The organism is Paenibacillus andongensis (assembly GCF_025369935.1).
GTDB lineage: Bacteria > Bacillota > Bacilli > Paenibacillales > NBRC-103111 > Paenibacillus_E > Paenibacillus_E andongensis.
In genome coordinates this window covers 1,769,240-1,784,852 of sequence record NZ_CP104467.1, presented here as the reverse complement: position 1 = coordinate 1,784,852, position 15,613 = coordinate 1,769,240, and the positions used below count along the sequence as shown (strand labels likewise).

Sequence of the window (15,613 nt, the reverse complement as noted above, 5' to 3'; positions counted from 1 at the left end):
ACTCCTCTCCATTCTCCAAGAATTAGTCACTTGTAACATATTCAGTCCCCGCCCGATAGGTACGCTAGCCCGAGAAAATGTGCGCTAACCTAGATAAATGGTCAATTCACCAACTACTCTCTATACATATGCGGATTAAAAGGCAAAGCTTGGGCATTTGTCCCATTGCTGCATGGAAAGTATCGGCATCCGTACAAACAAGCACCCCTGCTTTTCCATAAACTGAGGAGAGTTACAATCTCATAAATCCCAGCCCTCTGAAGGAGAAGGAGTGAAGTAGATGTCGAATCCCTATGTGGGTATTTTGGTCAATGATTCCTTATACGCAGGTATTCCCCTAGGGAACACAAAGTATGAAGCTATTCCATTTTATGAAGAAGCTGGCAAGCAATACGGTGTAATTCCTTGCTATTTCCGCCTTCAGGATGTCCTTATCGATAAGATGAAAGTACTCGCTTATGTACAAGAAGGTCTCTGCTTTGAGCAAAAATGGTTGGATCTACCCGCGGTAATTCATAATCGAGCGATTTATTTGGACCATGCTTCTTATCAGAAACTGGAGGAATGGACCAAGCGAGGCGTAATCTTGTTTAATAGATGGAACCGCTATAGTAAACTGCACATTCACGATATTTTGCTGAAAAATGATAGCATTCGCCCCCATCTGCCAAGGACTTACCCGGCTACCTTCAAAAATATGAAAATCATGATGTCAGCCTACGATTCTCTCATTATAAAACCTACCAATTCCAGCATCGGACGTGGCGTGATGAAAATGGATCGCAATGTTAGGAGCTGGAAGCTCATTTACCCGGCAAGCATGAAGATCAGCAACCAACTCTGGCGGACAGTAAGCTTCCGTCAGTACCTTCCTTTGACCTTACGACGCAAAATCCAAAGCAACACCTACATGATTCAGCAGCGCCTGCCTCTGGCTACATTTGATGGCCGACCCTTCGATCTTCGCATATCTGCTCAGCGCGGGGCATCTGGCGAATGGGGAATAACAGGTATGGTTGCGAAAGTCGCATCACGTAAGCTGTTTCTCACGAATGTAGCGCAGGGTGGAGAAGTGCGAGCTTTACCCGATATTCTATCCACCGAATACCCTCATCTTAATCAAGAGGAAGTATTACACCAAATTACCGAATTCTCTCTGCGTGTCGCTCGGCATCTCAGTACAGAACTGCCCTACTTAGCTGATATTGGGCTCGATATAGGGATCACAAGCGACGGACTTCCCTTATTTATTGAATGCAACGGGAAAGATCAACGCTATTGCTTCCTTGAAGCCAAAATGCAGGAGATATGGAAAGCTACTTTTTTCAACCCTATCGCCTATGCCAAATTCTTGTTAGATGGCGGTATCCCCCCACTTTAATCCAAGGATAAACGACTCCGTCGTCCTTCAGGACGAGCGCGTTTGTCAAGACTGATGACGCGAAGTGTAATAAAACTTACACATTCTTATCTACGCACAAAAAAACACCGTGCTGCGAATGAACCCGCAGGAACGGTGTTATTTGTTTGCTTTTGTCCCTAGTACGCTTTGCACCTCTGCGTTCAGTTTCTTCGTATCAGGAACTTGGATCGGACGATCATGCAGTTGGTATTTCTGTTTCAACTTCGTGACTTGACGAACACTTTGGTCTATCGTTTCCATCGGTATTTGCCCCGATTGAACGGCTTTGCGCAGTGCGTTTATGACCGTGACGACCTTCTCATACTCATGTCCAACCATAACGATATTTGCCCCAGCAAGAACTGATTTTACGGCGGCCTCACCCAGATCATAGTTCTTGATGATAGCCCCCATCGTCATATCATCTGTCATGATGAGTCCCTCGAACCCCATTTCCTTACGCAAAAGATCTGTCATCATCTTTTTCGACATTGAAGCAGGATTCTGAGCATCCACTTTAGGCAGCAAAATATGAGCGACCATGACCGCATCAGCCTGATGCTTGATAGCTTCTGCGAACGGAACCAGCTCAAGCTTACGCAAGCGGGCGAGGTCATTTTGAACAACCGGCAGTCCTACATGCGAATCCACCGAGGTATCCCCATGCCCAGGAAAATGCTTCACAACTGGAACAACCTGCTGATTCTGTAGTCCATTCATCATTTGAACGCCAAAACTACTCACAATAGAAGCGTTAGATCCGAATGAACGGTCACCTATGACCGGATTATTGGGGTTACTATTAACATCCAGATCGGGTGCGAAATCCATATTTAAGCCATAGGCATTCAGTTCTTTCCCAAGAAGTTGACCGATCTGATAGGCCAGCACAGGACGACCTGTTTTACCGATGTCTCTGCTGGTCGGTGTTTTCGTAATCTCATCCGGCAACCGTGTCACTCTGCCGCCTTCTTCATCGACACCCAGCCAAAGCGGAAGCTTATTCACGGCATTCGTCTGTTTCAATTCATTAACTAGACTTACCAGTTGAGTCGTATTTTTCACATTAGGCTTGTATAATATAATCCCGCCAACGTGATAAGTTTCAATCAGTTCGCGTGCTTGTACATTCATACTGTACTCATCGATTCCCGCTATAATCATTTGTCCTACCTTTTCTTCCAGTGTCATTGCCGTAACCGCGCTTGTTGCAACTGGTGTAGGAGTTGGTGTCGGTGATGGAGTAGCTTCCACTCTTGGCGGTGTCGCGGCGGGTGTTGAGGAAGATGGATTTACTCCCGGGTTAGACGACCAACATCCAGTTAAGAGTAATGAAAACGAAGCCGCGAACACAACGCTTCTGATCAACAAAGTTATCTCTCGTTTCATCTTCATCTACCTTCCCTTCTGGCTCTAATCTTCTTAACGATCTTCCGGCAACAATTGTTGCAAGACCGATTATTCACTTCTAAACTCCTTCAGCGTCCATTTTAGTAACGTGTAGATCCCATAACAACCCAAATAAGCTCCGCTTAACAGGAATAGCCCATTTTGAAAAACGCCATGAATATTCGTCATAAATACCGTCTCATCTCTTAAAATCTCATATATGGCGAGCACGCTGATGATACCAAACACATAGGCACACCCCACTGCCAACACGTGATATATAGTTCGGCACATCGTGAACAGCCAAGCACTTACTAGCATACTGATGGGAATCAGAATACTAAGAACTACAATTATTATAGACATGATGTCATTTCACCTCATAAACAGCATTGACGGTTTCCTTTCCGGAAATACCAAAGGCATTTTGATCCATTTTGTGATATGATTGATATTGAAAGTAAAACGTTTACATGAAGGCTTCTCCTGCTAGGATCCGGCTCGTATCCATCACAAGGAAAAGAGGTCAATTAATGAAGAAGAATAACGTCTTACAGTATTCGCTGCCCTTAGATGCTTCCTTTGAGCTAATCGCAAGCTGCAAGTCCTGTACGAGTATTTCTGATCATTCATCTCGAACCCCTGTTCAATGTATCAAGTTCGCCGGCTCCTCTGTCCCTATCTCCGTTAACCTCGCTACCTGCTATACCTGCGGGGATTATAAGCAAAGCTAGCATATTCTATCTCAAACAGCCATTAGGCTGTTTTTTTCTTGCGCTTACCTTGCATTCCTTCCCTATTCGACAATTGATTCTTTTACCTTTCTGTGGCAAGATTAGCGAAGAACGATATAAACACGAATGAACAGGAGTTTTTTAATCTATGTCTAAACCATTTTTTCGATTGCTAACGGAGCTGTCTTCACGCAAATGGGTGTCCCAAGTGACAGGCGCTTTTGCCAGATCCAAAGCAAGCCGGATCTTCATTCCTCGCTTCGCCCAAACCTACGGAATACGCATTGAAGATGCTGAGAAGCAATTACAGGATTATAAATCTTTGAATGATTTCTTCACACGCAGATTAAAGCCAGGGTTACGCCCTATTCACGAAGACCTAACTCGTGTTGTAAGTCCTGTTGATGCCATGATTACAGGTATCGGCGATATTAAGGAAGGCCTGATTGTGAATGTCAAAGGTCAAGACTACACAATCGAAGAGCTCCTTAATCGTTCCCCTCGTACGGTCAATTATAAAAATGGCTTTTATTTTGTGCTGTACCTCAGCCCTACGGACTACCACCGGATTCATTCGCCGATTTCAGGTGATGTGCTTGAGAGCGAGCATGTGCTTGGGAAAGTATATCCTGTGAATGAGTTTGGCCTTCGTCATATGAAGAGAGTACTAAGTCGTAACGAACGGTTAATCACCTTTATCCAGCACAATGCCGGCGAAGTTGCTGTGGTGAAGGTTGGGGCACTTAACGTTAGTTCTATTCAATATGTGAAGCCTCTTCCCAAAACGCTTGAGCGAGGTCAAGAACTAGCTTATTTCGAGTTTGGTTCAACAGTCGTTCTCCTTTTTGAAGACGATATGTTTGAGCCTCGCCCAGATCTGCAGCTTGGTTCTAAAGTGAAAATGGGAGAAGACCTCGGCCGTTTCCTAGAAAAATAAAAGGGATCTGTCACTGGAGAGGAGAGAACCATGGCGTCCATTACAGCATCATCTCCCGAACAAAGCTCCAAGAGCTTACATGGTACCGGAGACGTCAAACCTACCGTATATCGTATTTTATTCGCAATTGGTCTTGTCCATTTACTCAACGATTCGATTCAATCTGTCATTCCTGCTATCTTTCCCATTCTAAAAAGCGAGATGGGACTAAGCTATACACAGATTGGTTGGGTGCAGTTCGCCATTAACTTCACGGCATCCATTATGCAGCCGGTTGTTGGCTTATATACAGATCGCAAGCCTTCACCCTATATGCTGCCAATTGGCATGGCCTCCACCCTTACAGGTATGCTCCTGCTCGCATTCGCACATTCGTATTGGGTCGTTTTATTGTCAGTTTGCTTTGTAGGTCTTGGCTCAGCCGCCTTCCACCCGGAGGGATCTCGTGTCTCTCACATGGCTGCGGGAGGTCGCAAAGGTCTGGCTCAATCCATTTTCCAAGTAGGCGGTAACGCCGGTCAATCCTTGGCCCCCATGATGACCAAATGGATTTTCATTCCACTTGGATTATTCGGTTCCATATGGTTCACAGGCGTTGCAGCTGTGGCTATCGCCGTGCAATTATATATTGCTCGCTGGTACAAATCCGTACTGCTTGCCACACCGGTCAAAGCTAAGACAATCGTACAGCGCACCGTCAACCCACAGCGGCGCAAGCAAGTCATGTTTGCCATTTGCCTGCTTATTTTTCTTGTATTCGTCCGTTCTTGGTATGGAGCAGCAATGAGCGGCTACTTCGCCTTTTTCTTGAAAGATACATACGGCATGTCAATCGACCGCGCACAGGACTTTATCTTCTTGTTCCTAGCAGCAGGAGCGGTTGGAACCTTTTTTGGTGGTCCGCTTGCAGACCGTTTCGGTAAGCGTAATGTCATTTTCTTTTCCATGCTTGGTTCAGCGCCGTTTGCTTTGCTGTTACCGCATGTGTCCATAACTTGGGCTTACGTTTTACTTGTGATTATCGGTATCATCCTATTATCCAGCTTTTCCGTTACCGTTGTGTACGCCCAAATGCTGTTTCCTGGGAAAGTCGGAACCGTTTCCGGCTTAATTACAGGTTTAGCCTTTGGAATGGGCGGCATCGGAAGTGTTGTTCTTGGCAATCTCTGCGACACCCTGGGCACGACGCGTGTTATGGAAATGTGTGCATTTCTGCCGCTTCTCGGCATCCTGACTTTCCTTCTCCCTTCGGATCGCAAGTTAAGACAATGGACAGAAGAAACTAATTAGAAAGAAAGAAAGAAAGACCTTGTTAAGCAAGCTGAATCAGCTGCTGAAACAAGGTTTTTTTCGTATATATAGACAAGTTAGGGGATTTCGTGTAATTCTTTGCTGGATGCTAACGCCGCATGCTACTTTCCCTTTACTTTACTACAAACTAACCCATTACCTACACTTCTATCCCTTTACCTTACTGCAAACGAACCCATTACCTACACTTCTATCTCTTTACTATTACCTACTAACCACTCCCACCTGGCATGTCAATACACCCTCCCTCGGTAGCACACCTCTTCCTCCGCCACACTTTTAAGGAGTTCTTAAAATATACTTTGCTGCAAAACATGCAGTTAATTTCTACCGAGTAGCACTTCCCTCTGAAGCGAATTAACTGCATTTCTGCACCTAGAATTAAAAGTGGACATCTCTTAAGTGAAACTAAGATAATATCAATAAGAGGGAGAGGTGTCCGGGATGGAACGAAATCGTTATAGTGAAGAATTTAAGAAGCAGACAGTGAAGTACATCTTAGAGCAAGGTAAATCAATGCCGCAGATGTCCGAAGAGCTCGGGATATCTGCGGGTGTTCTGCACAACTGGAAAGCTACATACCGTGACGAATTTCAGACGGAGTCAGTAATTACTCCGGAAAGAGTGCGCCAGCTTGAGCAACAGTTACGTGAAAAAGATCTGGAGTATCAGGAGAAAGAACGCCAAAATCAAGATCTCCAAGAGGAACTCGCTATTTTAAAAAAGGCGCTGCACATCTTCAGCAAAGAAAAGAACTAAGGTTCCAATTCATCGAGGATCATCGCTCCGAGTTTCGATTGGAGAAGATGTGTGACGTGCTACAAGTGTCTAGGAGCGGCTATTACAAATGGAAAACTGTTGTTGTGTCCGAGCGTAACAAGCGCAAAGAGGAACTAACTAAACGCATTAAGTGGCATTTTCATGATTCGGATGAAACTTATGGCAGCCCGAGGATATTCAAAGAACTTGTGAAAGAAGGCTGGACCGTAGCGGAACGTACGGTGGGTCTTATTATGCGCGAACATGGATTACGTTCGTGTATGGCGCGGAAGTTCAGGGTCACTACGACAGATTCTAATCACGATCAGCCCATTGCTCCCAATATCCTTGAGCAAGACTTTAAAGCAACGAAACCAAATGAAAAGTGGGTAGCTGACATAACCTACATTCCTTGCCGTCAAGGGAGGCTCTATCTGGCTAGCATCATGGATCTGCACACGAAACAAATCGTTGGATGGAAACTTAGCGATCGAATGACGACTGACTTGGTAATGGATGCGCTAAATCAGGCATACGCCTCTAAGAAGCCAGGCAAAGGTCTTATCCATCATTCTGATCGCGGCTCCCAGTATGCCTCAAAGGAGTACCGTGAGCAGTTAGCAAGCTACGGTATGAAGCCAAGCATGAGTCGTAAGGGCAACTGTTATGACAATGCTTGTATTGAGGCTTTTCACAGCATCTTAAAACGTGAGTGTATCTACAGCAAACCCAAATTTAAGACGAAGCAAGAAGCGCAGGAGAAGTTGTTCCGATACCTCGAAATCTTTTACAACCGGAAACGATCTAACAGCACGATTGGCTACATGTCTCCGTTACGCTTCGAAAAGTTGTACTACCAGAACGCAGCTTAACTAAAGAAGTGTCCACTTTCTTGACAGAAGAGCAAAACTGCATCTTGTATGGTTTTGAGCATCATCCAGCTGACTGCCAACCGTGACCCAATTACCATAGCTTAGAAAAACGAAAAAACAGTTCGGATCACCTCCATTGAGGTTTACCGAACTGCTAATTCATAACCACTTATTCGTGGTGTGCATCATGTGTCTCGCGCTGGCTGCGGCGACGGGCCACACCGGATTCATAGGCGGCTTCCATGACCGCTTCTCTTACCTTCTCAACAACAGCCGTGTTGAACACACTTGGAATAATGTAATATTCGTTCAACTCATCTTCATTCACTACCGATGCAATTGCTTTGGCTGCGGCCAGCTTCATTTCTTGCGTGATGCGCGAAGCACGACAGTCCAACACACCGCGGAAAATCCCCGGGAAGCAAAGAACATTATTTATTTGATTCGGGTAATCTGACCGGCCGGTTGCCATCACACGAACATAAGGTTCAGCTTCTTCCGGCGTAATTTCCGGTGTTGGGTTTGCCATCGCGAACACGATCGGATCCGTGCCCATTCTCTTCACATCATCCGCCTTAAGCACACCTGGCCCCGATAACCCAATGAAAATATCAGCACCTGATATAACATCAGACAGTAGTCCTCTTTGTAAAAAAGGATTTGTGTTGTCTGCATACCATTCCCAAGCCGAATTCGTATAGCTATCTCCGCGTACGATTGCGCCTTGTCGATCTACTCCGATAATATTTGTAACTCCGGCAGCTAACAGCATCTTTGTACAGGCAATCCCCGCAGCTCCAATGCCCGTGATAACTACTTTACAATCTTCCAAATTCTTGCCCACAAGCTTAACCGCATTGAGCAGCCCTGCAAGAATAACTACTGCCGTTCCATGTTGATCGTCGTGGAATACAGGAATATCGAGTTCATTGATTAATCTTTCCTCAATCTCAAAACAACGAGGCGACGAAATATCTTCTAAATTAATACCGCCGAAAGCTGGTGCAATCGCTTTGACCGTACGAATAATTTCTTCGGTATCCTGCGTGTCCAAACAAATCGGGAACGCATCTACACCCGCCATCTGCTTGAACAGCATGGCCTTCCCTTCCATTACCGGCATCGCCGCTTCCGGACCGATATTTCCTAAACCTAGGACCGCTGTGCCATCCGACACAACAGCAACCGTATTCCGTTTTATCGTTAATGAGTGTGCTTTAGCTGGGTCTTCATGAATAGCCATACAAACGCGAGCAACACCCGGTGTATAGACACGGGATAGGTCGTCCCGATTTTTAATCGGCATTTTCGGAGTCATTTCGATCTTGCCGCCCAAATGCATGAGAAACGTTTGGTCTGAAACGTTAATTAAGCGGACGCCAGGAATATCTTTCAACGCATTAGTTATAGATTCTGTATGTTCAGGGTCGCTAACTTTTACCGTAATATCGCGCGTTGTCGTTGTTTTACTTGCTCGTGTTACGTCAATCGCGACAATATCGCCGCCTGCTTCACCTATAGCTGTAGCAATTTTCCCAAAAGTGACCAATTCTTTATGTATTTCCAAACGCACAATAACACTTGTGCCTCCACCATTTAACCCCGCCATAAAAAGAGATCACTCCTAAGAAGATAATTAATTGACCATCCTGTTAAATCATATCATACAATGTCAATCCTGCCAAAAATCACACTCATCCTTTGTGGCAATCATGAACATGCCTTAAAAGAGCAACACCGCGGCGTATCTCCTCCTCGGTTAGATGTGCAAAACCGAAGATTGCCCCCATTCGCTCTGGGGGGAGGCCGTAAGCCGCTGCGTCGCTCCATGAGACGCCAACTTCACGGCATGCAGCTGCATAGGAGGCATAGCTGCTGGCCTCGCTCCGCCACCAGCCGAACAGATGCAGCCCGCTATCACACTCCACCCACTCGAAGAGGGCGGAGAGCTGCTCCTGCAGATGAGCTTGCAGGAGCAAAAACTTGCTCGCGTACACCCGCCGCATCCGGCGCAGGTGTCGCTCGTAGCCGCCGCTCACCATGAAAGCGGCGAGCGAGCGCTGTTCGAGCAGCCCCGAAGGGTACGGCTCGTAAAGCCGCTTCGCGGCCACAAAAGCGTCCTGCAGCGCCTCCGGCAGCACGACGTACCCGATGCGCAGCTCCTGCAGCATCGTTTTGGAGAAGGTGCCGATGTACACCACTCGGCCCTCCTCTTGGTCTAGCACCTTGAGCGGCTCAATCGGCCGCCCGCGGTGCCTGAACTCGCTGTCATAATCGTCTTCGACGATGACAGCGCCTTGCTCTGACGCCCAGCGCAGCAGCTGCTGGCGGCGCTCTAAGCCCAGTACTGCCCCCGTAGGGAACTGGCGGCTGGGTGTCACGAACAGCAGCCGTGCGTTCCACGGCTGCGGAACAAGCCCCTGCCCGTCCACCTCCGCGTGTACGGGGATTCCCCCAGCCGCCAGCACAGCGCTGCTGATGCCTGGATACCCTGGACGCTCCAGTACGACTGGATCGCCTTCATTCACAAGCACCTGGGTCAGCAGCGCTATCGCTTGCATCGACCCGTTAACGATGACGATGCGCTCAGGCGGCGCATCGATTCCCCGCATCCGCCTCAGGTGCTGTGCGATCGCTTCGCGAAGCGCATAATGCCCCTCGGCGTTGTAAGCCTCCTTATGCGGCGACTCCGTCATCCGCCGCACCTGCTCATACATCCCGCGGTTCCACAGCTCCCGCGGAAACTCATCCATTAGCGGTCGACCCACCGCAAACGAAATCTTTCGCCCTTGTCCTTGTCCCTGCCCTTGCCCTTGTCCTTGTCCTTGTCCTTGTCCTTGTCCCTGTCCTTGTCCTTGTCCTTGTCCTCGTCCTAGCTCTTGCCCTTCTCCCCGCCCTACCCGATCCCCATCAAGCACCCGCGTCCCCCAAGTGGATAGTCGAATCTCCTTCCTACTACCATGCTCCTTCTTCTCCTGCCCGCCGGCATATACAACAAATGTCCCTCTTCCTACATCAGCCTGCAAATAACCTTCAGCAATCAGCATCTCATACACCTGATTAACGGTTCCCCGAGACAGTCCAAACAAAGCTGCCAGTTTACGGCTCGATGGGAGCTTCGTGTCTAGTTTCAATCTATTTGCAAGTATTTCATCATGAAGAGCATGATACAATGCGGCATACTTACTCGCATATTGGGTCCGATAGGAATGGTAGGGTAAATGAAACTCCATGCTCGCTCCTCCGATCATTATAGTAAGAATTCGTTATCCTGCAAATGAAGGAATCGATGAATAATTAGGACAATCTTCTGTTATAAATGATGTTACTTACGTTTGTTTATTAGCCTCGACATGACTAAGGGGAACCTGAGTGCGTTATTTCTTGCAAAATGCTTGTTTCGCTCCCCAAAGGGAACTACGATCCGTTATTTAGCCCAAATCGAGCGTATATACCTTGTTTTTTAACAAATAGCGGAACGATGTTCCGTCTAATCGCCTCTACTCGATGAAACTAATCATTTAACGCATCAACGTTCCCTCTAAAAACAAGAGTGCCCCTAATAACATAAAATTGGTACACATAAATCCAACAAAATTGGCTCTTTTTATTACTCCACTTTTCAATTATGCTATCTAAAATCTCATAAAAAAGTCCTTATGACAAGGAGAAAATTCCCAATGAATCTACAACCTCTTATTTTAGAAGGCGAGCGTGTCGCCCTACTGCCTATGCAAAAATCCCATATATCCGGCCTACTAGAAGCAGCAGCCGACCCGAACATATGGGCATATATGACGCCGCTTCATAGTTCCGCAGATGTAGAGAACTTTGTCCACCAAGCACTAGAAGAACAGGCGGCAGGACTAGGCATCCCTTACAGCGTCTACGATAAGCATACCGATGCTTTCGTCGGTAGCACGCGTCTCTTCGATATCTCAGCTCAACATCGGAATCTGGAAATCGGTCATACCTGGTACAATTCCCAAGTGTGGCGTACGCGCGTTAATACCGAATGTAAATATTTACTGCTGAACCACTGTTTCGAAACATTAAACCTTCTCCGCGTCCAACTAAAAACGGACCTACGGAACGAACGTTCTCAAACGGCTATTGCTCGATTAGGTGCCCAAAAAGAAGGTATTCTACGTCAACATCGCATACTTCACGATGGTTATATTCGTGACACTGTCATGTTTAGCATCCTTGATACCGAATGGCCTGGAGTTAAACATCGATTAGAAAGTTTTTTAAATAATGTAAGCGTGTAATTCCATATCCAATACCAATCCGAAAATATTTGTTTCGCGCAGTGACGTACCCTTTTTAAAGTGGTATAATAACTGCAAAAAATGAATAGCTCATTGGAAGGAATGACCCACTCTTATGAATCCTTTGGCACAAAAGTTAAACGAGACCCTGGAACGTGAAAATTCTCACGTGCATGACATGCTTTCAGCATTAGGTAGATCCATTTACTTCCCGAAAGAAGGCATTCTCAGCCAATCTGCTGAAGCAAAGGCCAAAGCCAAGAAGTATAATGCTACCATCGGTATTGCTATCGAAAATGGTCAACCTATGCATCTGAAGGTCATTCAAGACACACTCTCTACCTATGCACCAAAAGATATATATGAATACGCACCACCTGCCGGTAAACCTGAACTTCGTACAGCATGGCGCAAAAAAATGCTCGAGGAAAATCCCGAGATTGGCAATAAACGAATCGGAAACCCGATTGTTACGAATGCCCTGACCCATGGTCTTAGCATTGCCGCCGACCTTTTCGCAGATGTTGGTGATGCAGTCATTATTCCAGATAAAAACTGGGAAAATTACGAGCTCACCTTCGAAATCCGCCGCGGTGCCCAAATCGTGAATTACCCGTTATACAACGAAGAGCAAAAATTTAATGCAGCTGGACTTCGTGAAGCTCTTTTTGCTCAAAAATCCAAAGGCAAAGCGATCGTTGTCTTGAACTTCCCGAACAACCCGACAGGCTATACACCTGGGGCTGAAGAGGGGAAAGAAATTGCTGCTGCCATCAAAGATGCTGCTGAAGCAGGCATCAACGTAGTCGTACTTACGGACGACGCCTACTTCGGTCTTTTCTTCGAAGGTTCCCTGCATGAGTCCTTGTTCGGTCAATTGGCTGACATTCACCCACGTGTGCTCGCTGTCAAAATCGACGGAGCCACCAAAGAAGAATACGTCTGGGGCTTCCGTGTAGGCTTCATTACGTATGCTGGCCAAAGCGAAGCACTTCTCAGCGCCTTAGAGCAGAAAACAATGGGGATCATCCGTGCGACCATTTCCAGCGGTCCTCACCCGTCTCAAACATTCGTGCTTCACGCGCTTAACTCTCCTGAGTTTGGCCAACAGAAACAAGAGAAATACGAGATCATGAAAGGCCGCGCTAACCGCACCAAGTCCATTCTGGACAGCGGAAAGTTTGATGATGCATGGGGCTACTACCCGTTCAACTCCGGTTACTTCATGTGCTTGAAGCTCAAAACCGTTGATGCCGAAGACTTACGTGTACACTTACTGGATCAGCATGGTGTAGGTACGATCGCCTTAGGAGCTACCGATCTGCGCGTTGCTTTCTCCTGTATTGAAGAAGGCAGCCTCGAAGAGCTATTCAACCTCATTTATCAAAGCGTTAAAGAAATAGAAACCGTCTCCGCAAGCAAATAATATGAACAAAAAAGAGCACTTCCTAACATCAAGTTAGAGAGTGCTTTTTTTTGTTCTTTTAGTTTGTTCTTCGCGTTTGTTCTACTCCTATTTCATTCCGGTGCATCATCGATGGATATTATCTACTTGGTGAAGTTCCTTTTCTACTGATTTGGAAAGCAGATCTTTCATTAATCCACTTGAATATTGATAACTAATAAACCCTAGTAATAATAAAGGAATTAATACGATAAATGTAAGAACCCCTATCGTAGATTTTCACTAGAATTAGTCACTTTACTAGATCACTCTTCATTTTCTATTCATAGAATGTGATGAAGTTGATATTTGGAAGGAGTGATTGATTTGCAATATTCAACATATGGCAGGCATACGATTGTTGACGTTTGGGGAGTAGATTCCAGTTTTCTAGATAATGTTGATTTTTTACGATTAATCATGGTGAATGCTGCTGAGAAAAGCAGTGCTACCGTGCTGTCAGTCATCCATAAAAAATTCGATCCAAGCGGCTGTTCCGTACTTGTTCTTTTGTCTGAAAGTCATCTTTCCATTCACACCTATCCGGAGGAAGGTTTCGCGGCTATAGATGGTTACACATGCGGAAAGAGAGTAGATCCTAAAATAGCAGTCGATTATTTAATGGAAATATTAAAACCCGAGAAAATGTATACGAAAACATTAATTCGCGGTTCTAATGAAATAGTTGACTTAGATTAACAGTAAAAGCCTCTTCGGATGAAGAGGCTTTTACTGTTAACATGACCTCCCAAATAATAATCCTCTTAATTATAAATCCCCCCACCCTGCTATCTGTCTAACACGGGATGTAATGTCGTTAATTCTTTGGACTTTCCGTCTTTCTAGTACCAATTCTAGTCCGATCGAAAGTGCTAGCTTTTCTGATTTTGCCCGCAAACTTGGATCATCTATACTTTCCATATCCCATACATGCGCTAGACCTATAATTCTACGAATCATTTTACAACCCGCATAGCCTGCCGTATCCTCAAGGATTTGGAGTAAGTAATGATCTACGTATCCAGGGATTACAGCCATTCTTTCTTTAGATTCATTTTTCCATAAAATCCTAAATTCTTTTTCAAAGTAAGTCCATATTTGTTCAATCATCGTAAGTAGATAGGCTTGATAATCCATTCGTTCCTGCGAGTCCGTAGTGTGTCCTTCGTGGGAGGCAAAGCTAAGTAGAAGGTTTCCTATTACAGCGCCGATATCAAATCCCATAGGTCCATAAAAAGCGAATTCCGGATCAATCACTTTAGTTTCGTCTTTCGTTACCATGATGCTGCCGGTATGAAGGTCCCCGTGGATGAGTGCCTGGGCATGAGTGAGGAAACCTTCCTTTAATTTTGCAACCTCAAGTTTCAGTTGGTTATTCTCCTCTATTTCAACTACCTTATCTGCTATTAATGGATTAAATGGTTTGGTTTCTGAAGCGAAATAGGGATCTGTAAAAATGAGATTCTCGGATATCTTGCACATCTCCGGATTAGAGAATTGAACCACTTTCTCCTTTTTCATTTGAGAGGGTAATGCAAAATCAGATGTCAAATACAAAGTACGTGCCAGAAAGGTGCCAATTTGACATGCAAAATGAGGATAGCGTTCTCGGGCAACCAATCCTTTACGCAGATTCATGTGGCTCGACAAATCTTCCATCACTGTCAAAGCCATCGTACTATCATAATGATAAACAATAGGCACAAAACCTGGGCAAATAGACTGTTGAACGATCAATGCCTGACTCTCAATTCGTGCCCGTTCAAGAGTCAAAGGCCAAGATTCCCCAACCACCCGCGCATAAGGAAGTGCCTGCTTTATTATGATGCTTTTTTCTGAACTTTTGTCAGTAATCCGAAAGACGAGATTTAAATTCCCATCGCCGATCTCTTCGCAAACTAGCTCTGCATTTGACTTAAACATGTTTCTTAGCTTTCTGGCGTAATTCATAGCTTTATATTCATTGAGGGCTTGGTACTGAAGCATACTATCATTCCTCCTTCTTCCACGAGAAGAAAAGTTATACTATTCTATTAATAATCGAACAAAGAGGATTTGGTGTATACAAAAAGCCAAAATAGTAAAATAGACTACAAATTTAGGTCATTCTAAGAGAATATATCGATGGTAATAGTATCTGATCCATTTCTGTATGTTCCACATCCGTTGTAACACAAAAAAACCCTTAACTAGTAAGGGTTTCTTGCTTAAATAGAGATGCGGTCGGAGGGATTTGAACCCTCACGCCTTGTGAGCGCCACCCCCTCAAGATGGTGTGTCTGCCGTTCCACCACGACCGCGTATGAAAATAGAAAACTGGGGATCTAGGATTTGAACCTAGGCATGACGGAGTCAAAGTCCGTTGCCTTACCGCTTGGCTAATCCCCATTATTGAAGGGAAAAGGGCGACCGATGGGACTTGAACCCACGAATGCTGGATCCACAAACCAGTGCGTTAACCCCTTCGCCACGATCGCCACAGTAGGGATTTATT

At 45.6% G+C, this 15,613-nt stretch carries 13 protein-coding genes and 3 tRNA genes; 8 read left to right on the top strand and 8 right to left on the bottom strand.

Annotated features, from left to right (window positions below; translation table 11 throughout):
• Positions 1–280: 280 nt before the first annotated feature.
• Complete coding sequence (locus NYR53_RS08275; protein WP_261304729.1) at positions 281–1,381, top strand: YheC/YheD family endospore coat-associated protein; 1,101 nt, start codon at positions 281–283, stop codon at positions 1,379–1,381.
• 138 nt (positions 1,382–1,519) lie between these two features.
• On the opposite strand, the gene nagZ is transcribed toward NYR53_RS08275, so the two are convergent.
• Together nagZ and NYR53_RS08265 are read right to left on the bottom strand one after the other, a co-directional pair.
• Positions 1,520–2,797 carry a beta-N-acetylhexosaminidase gene (gene nagZ, locus NYR53_RS08270; RefSeq protein WP_261304728.1) on the bottom strand — a complete coding sequence of 426 codons (1,278 nt, stop codon included), beginning with the start codon at positions 2,795–2,797 and terminating at the stop codon, positions 1,520–1,522.
• Between the two features lie 63 nt (positions 2,798–2,860).
• Positions 2,861–3,157, bottom strand: a complete 297-nt coding sequence (locus tag NYR53_RS08265; RefSeq protein WP_261304727.1) for a transposase — start codon at positions 3,155–3,157, stop codon at positions 2,861–2,863.
• A gap of 516 nt (positions 3,158–3,673) precedes the next feature.
• Here NYR53_RS08265 and asd point away from each other — a divergent pair.
• The 4 genes from asd (at position 3,674) to NYR53_RS08245 (ending at position 7,404) form a co-directional block, all read left to right on the top strand.
• Entirely contained in the window at positions 3,674–4,462 is a 789-nt protein-coding gene (gene asd / locus NYR53_RS08260) for an archaetidylserine decarboxylase (RefSeq protein ID WP_056836609.1), read from the top strand.
• 30 nt (positions 4,463–4,492) lie between these two features.
• Positions 4,493–5,752, top strand: a complete 1,260-nt coding sequence (locus NYR53_RS08255; RefSeq protein WP_261304726.1) for an MFS transporter — start codon at positions 4,493–4,495, stop codon at positions 5,750–5,752.
• 465 nt (positions 5,753–6,217) lie between these two features.
• The gene (locus NYR53_RS08250; RefSeq protein ID WP_261300801.1) at positions 6,218–6,532 is read left to right on the top strand and encodes a transposase; all 315 of its coding nucleotides are present in this window, start codon (positions 6,218–6,220) and stop codon (positions 6,530–6,532) included.
• Positions 6,533–6,543: 11 nt separating this feature from the next.
• On the top strand, positions 6,544–7,404 hold the full coding sequence (locus tag NYR53_RS08245; protein ID WP_261306251.1) for an IS3 family transposase: 861 nt from the start codon (positions 6,544–6,546) through the stop codon (positions 7,402–7,404).
• Between the two features lie 169 nt (positions 7,405–7,573).
• Here the strand turns inward: NYR53_RS08245 and NYR53_RS08240 are convergent, their stop codons facing one another.
• A complete protein-coding gene (locus tag NYR53_RS08240) occupies positions 7,574–9,013 on the bottom strand; it encodes an NAD-dependent malic enzyme (RefSeq protein WP_261304725.1) in 1,440 nt (479 codons plus the stop codon).
• An 85-nt stretch (positions 9,014–9,098) separates the two neighbouring features.
• Positions 9,099–10,637 (bottom strand): MocR-like pyridoxine biosynthesis transcription factor PdxR, encoded by a 1,539-nt coding sequence (gene pdxR / locus NYR53_RS08235; RefSeq protein ID WP_261304724.1) that lies wholly within the window; start codon positions 10,635–10,637, stop codon positions 9,099–9,101.
• A gap of 447 nt (positions 10,638–11,084) precedes the next feature.
• Between pdxR and NYR53_RS08230 the strand changes: the two genes are divergently transcribed.
• The 3 genes from NYR53_RS08230 to speD all read left to right on the top strand — a co-directional run bounded on the left by NYR53_RS08230 (position 11,085) and on the right by speD (position 13,818).
• Positions 11,085–11,675, top strand: coding sequence for a GNAT family N-acetyltransferase (locus tag NYR53_RS08230; protein WP_261304723.1), 591 nt, complete (start codon positions 11,085–11,087; stop codon positions 11,673–11,675).
• A gap of 115 nt (positions 11,676–11,790) precedes the next feature.
• On the top strand, positions 11,791–13,101 hold the full coding sequence (locus tag NYR53_RS08225; RefSeq protein ID WP_261304722.1) for an aminotransferase class I/II-fold pyridoxal phosphate-dependent enzyme: 1,311 nt from the start codon (positions 11,791–11,793) through the stop codon (positions 13,099–13,101).
• A 345-nt stretch (positions 13,102–13,446) separates the two neighbouring features.
• Positions 13,447–13,818 carry an adenosylmethionine decarboxylase gene (gene speD, locus NYR53_RS08220; protein WP_261304721.1) on the top strand — a complete coding sequence of 124 codons (372 nt, stop codon included), beginning with the start codon at positions 13,447–13,449 and terminating at the stop codon, positions 13,816–13,818.
• Between the two features lie 69 nt (positions 13,819–13,887).
• Here speD and mtnK read toward each other — a convergent pair whose 3' ends face one another.
• From mtnK to NYR53_RS08200, 4 genes are all read right to left on the bottom strand, one after another.
• On the bottom strand, positions 13,888–15,105 hold the full coding sequence (gene mtnK, locus NYR53_RS08215) for an S-methyl-5-thioribose kinase (protein WP_261304720.1): 1,218 nt from the start codon (positions 15,103–15,105) through the stop codon (positions 13,888–13,890).
• A 232-nt stretch (positions 15,106–15,337) separates the two neighbouring features.
• Positions 15,338–15,419: transfer RNA gene (locus NYR53_RS08210), tRNA-Leu, on the bottom strand.
• A gap of 16 nt (positions 15,420–15,435) precedes the next feature.
• Positions 15,436–15,507: transfer RNA gene (locus NYR53_RS08205), tRNA-Gln, on the bottom strand.
• Between the two features lie 16 nt (positions 15,508–15,523).
• Positions 15,524–15,596 (bottom strand) — tRNA-His (locus NYR53_RS08200).
• Positions 15,597–15,613: the final 17 nt, after the last annotated feature.

Excerpts from the sequence above, each read along its gene's own strand:
- nagZ (WP_261304728.1), bottom strand. The coding sequence starts at position 2,797 with ATGAAGATGAAACGAGAGATAACTTTGTTGATCAGAAGCGTTGTGTTC.
- NYR53_RS08275 (WP_261304729.1), top strand. The coding sequence starts at position 281 with ATGTCGAATCCCTATGTGGGTATTTTGGTCAATGATTCCTTATACGCA.
- NYR53_RS08240 (WP_261304725.1), bottom strand. The coding sequence starts at position 9,013 with ATGGCGGGGTTAAATGGTGGAGGCACAAGTGTTATTGTGCGTTTGGAA.
- NYR53_RS08265 (WP_261304727.1), bottom strand. The coding sequence starts at position 3,157 with ATGTCTATAATAATTGTAGTTCTTAGTATTCTGATTCCCATCAGTATG.
- pdxR (WP_261304724.1), bottom strand. The coding sequence starts at position 10,637 with ATGGAGTTTCATTTACCCTACCATTCCTATCGGACCCAATATGCGAGT.
- NYR53_RS08230 (WP_261304723.1), top strand. The coding sequence starts at position 11,085 with ATGAATCTACAACCTCTTATTTTAGAAGGCGAGCGTGTCGCCCTACTG.
- NYR53_RS08255 (WP_261304726.1), top strand. The coding sequence starts at position 4,493 with ATGGCGTCCATTACAGCATCATCTCCCGAACAAAGCTCCAAGAGCTTA.
- NYR53_RS08250 (WP_261300801.1), top strand. The coding sequence starts at position 6,218 with ATGGAACGAAATCGTTATAGTGAAGAATTTAAGAAGCAGACAGTGAAG.
- NYR53_RS08225 (WP_261304722.1), top strand. The coding sequence starts at position 11,791 with ATGAATCCTTTGGCACAAAAGTTAAACGAGACCCTGGAACGTGAAAAT.
- mtnK (WP_261304720.1), bottom strand. The coding sequence starts at position 15,105 with ATGCTTCAGTACCAAGCCCTCAATGAATATAAAGCTATGAATTACGCC.
- asd (WP_056836609.1), top strand. The coding sequence starts at position 3,674 with ATGTCTAAACCATTTTTTCGATTGCTAACGGAGCTGTCTTCACGCAAA.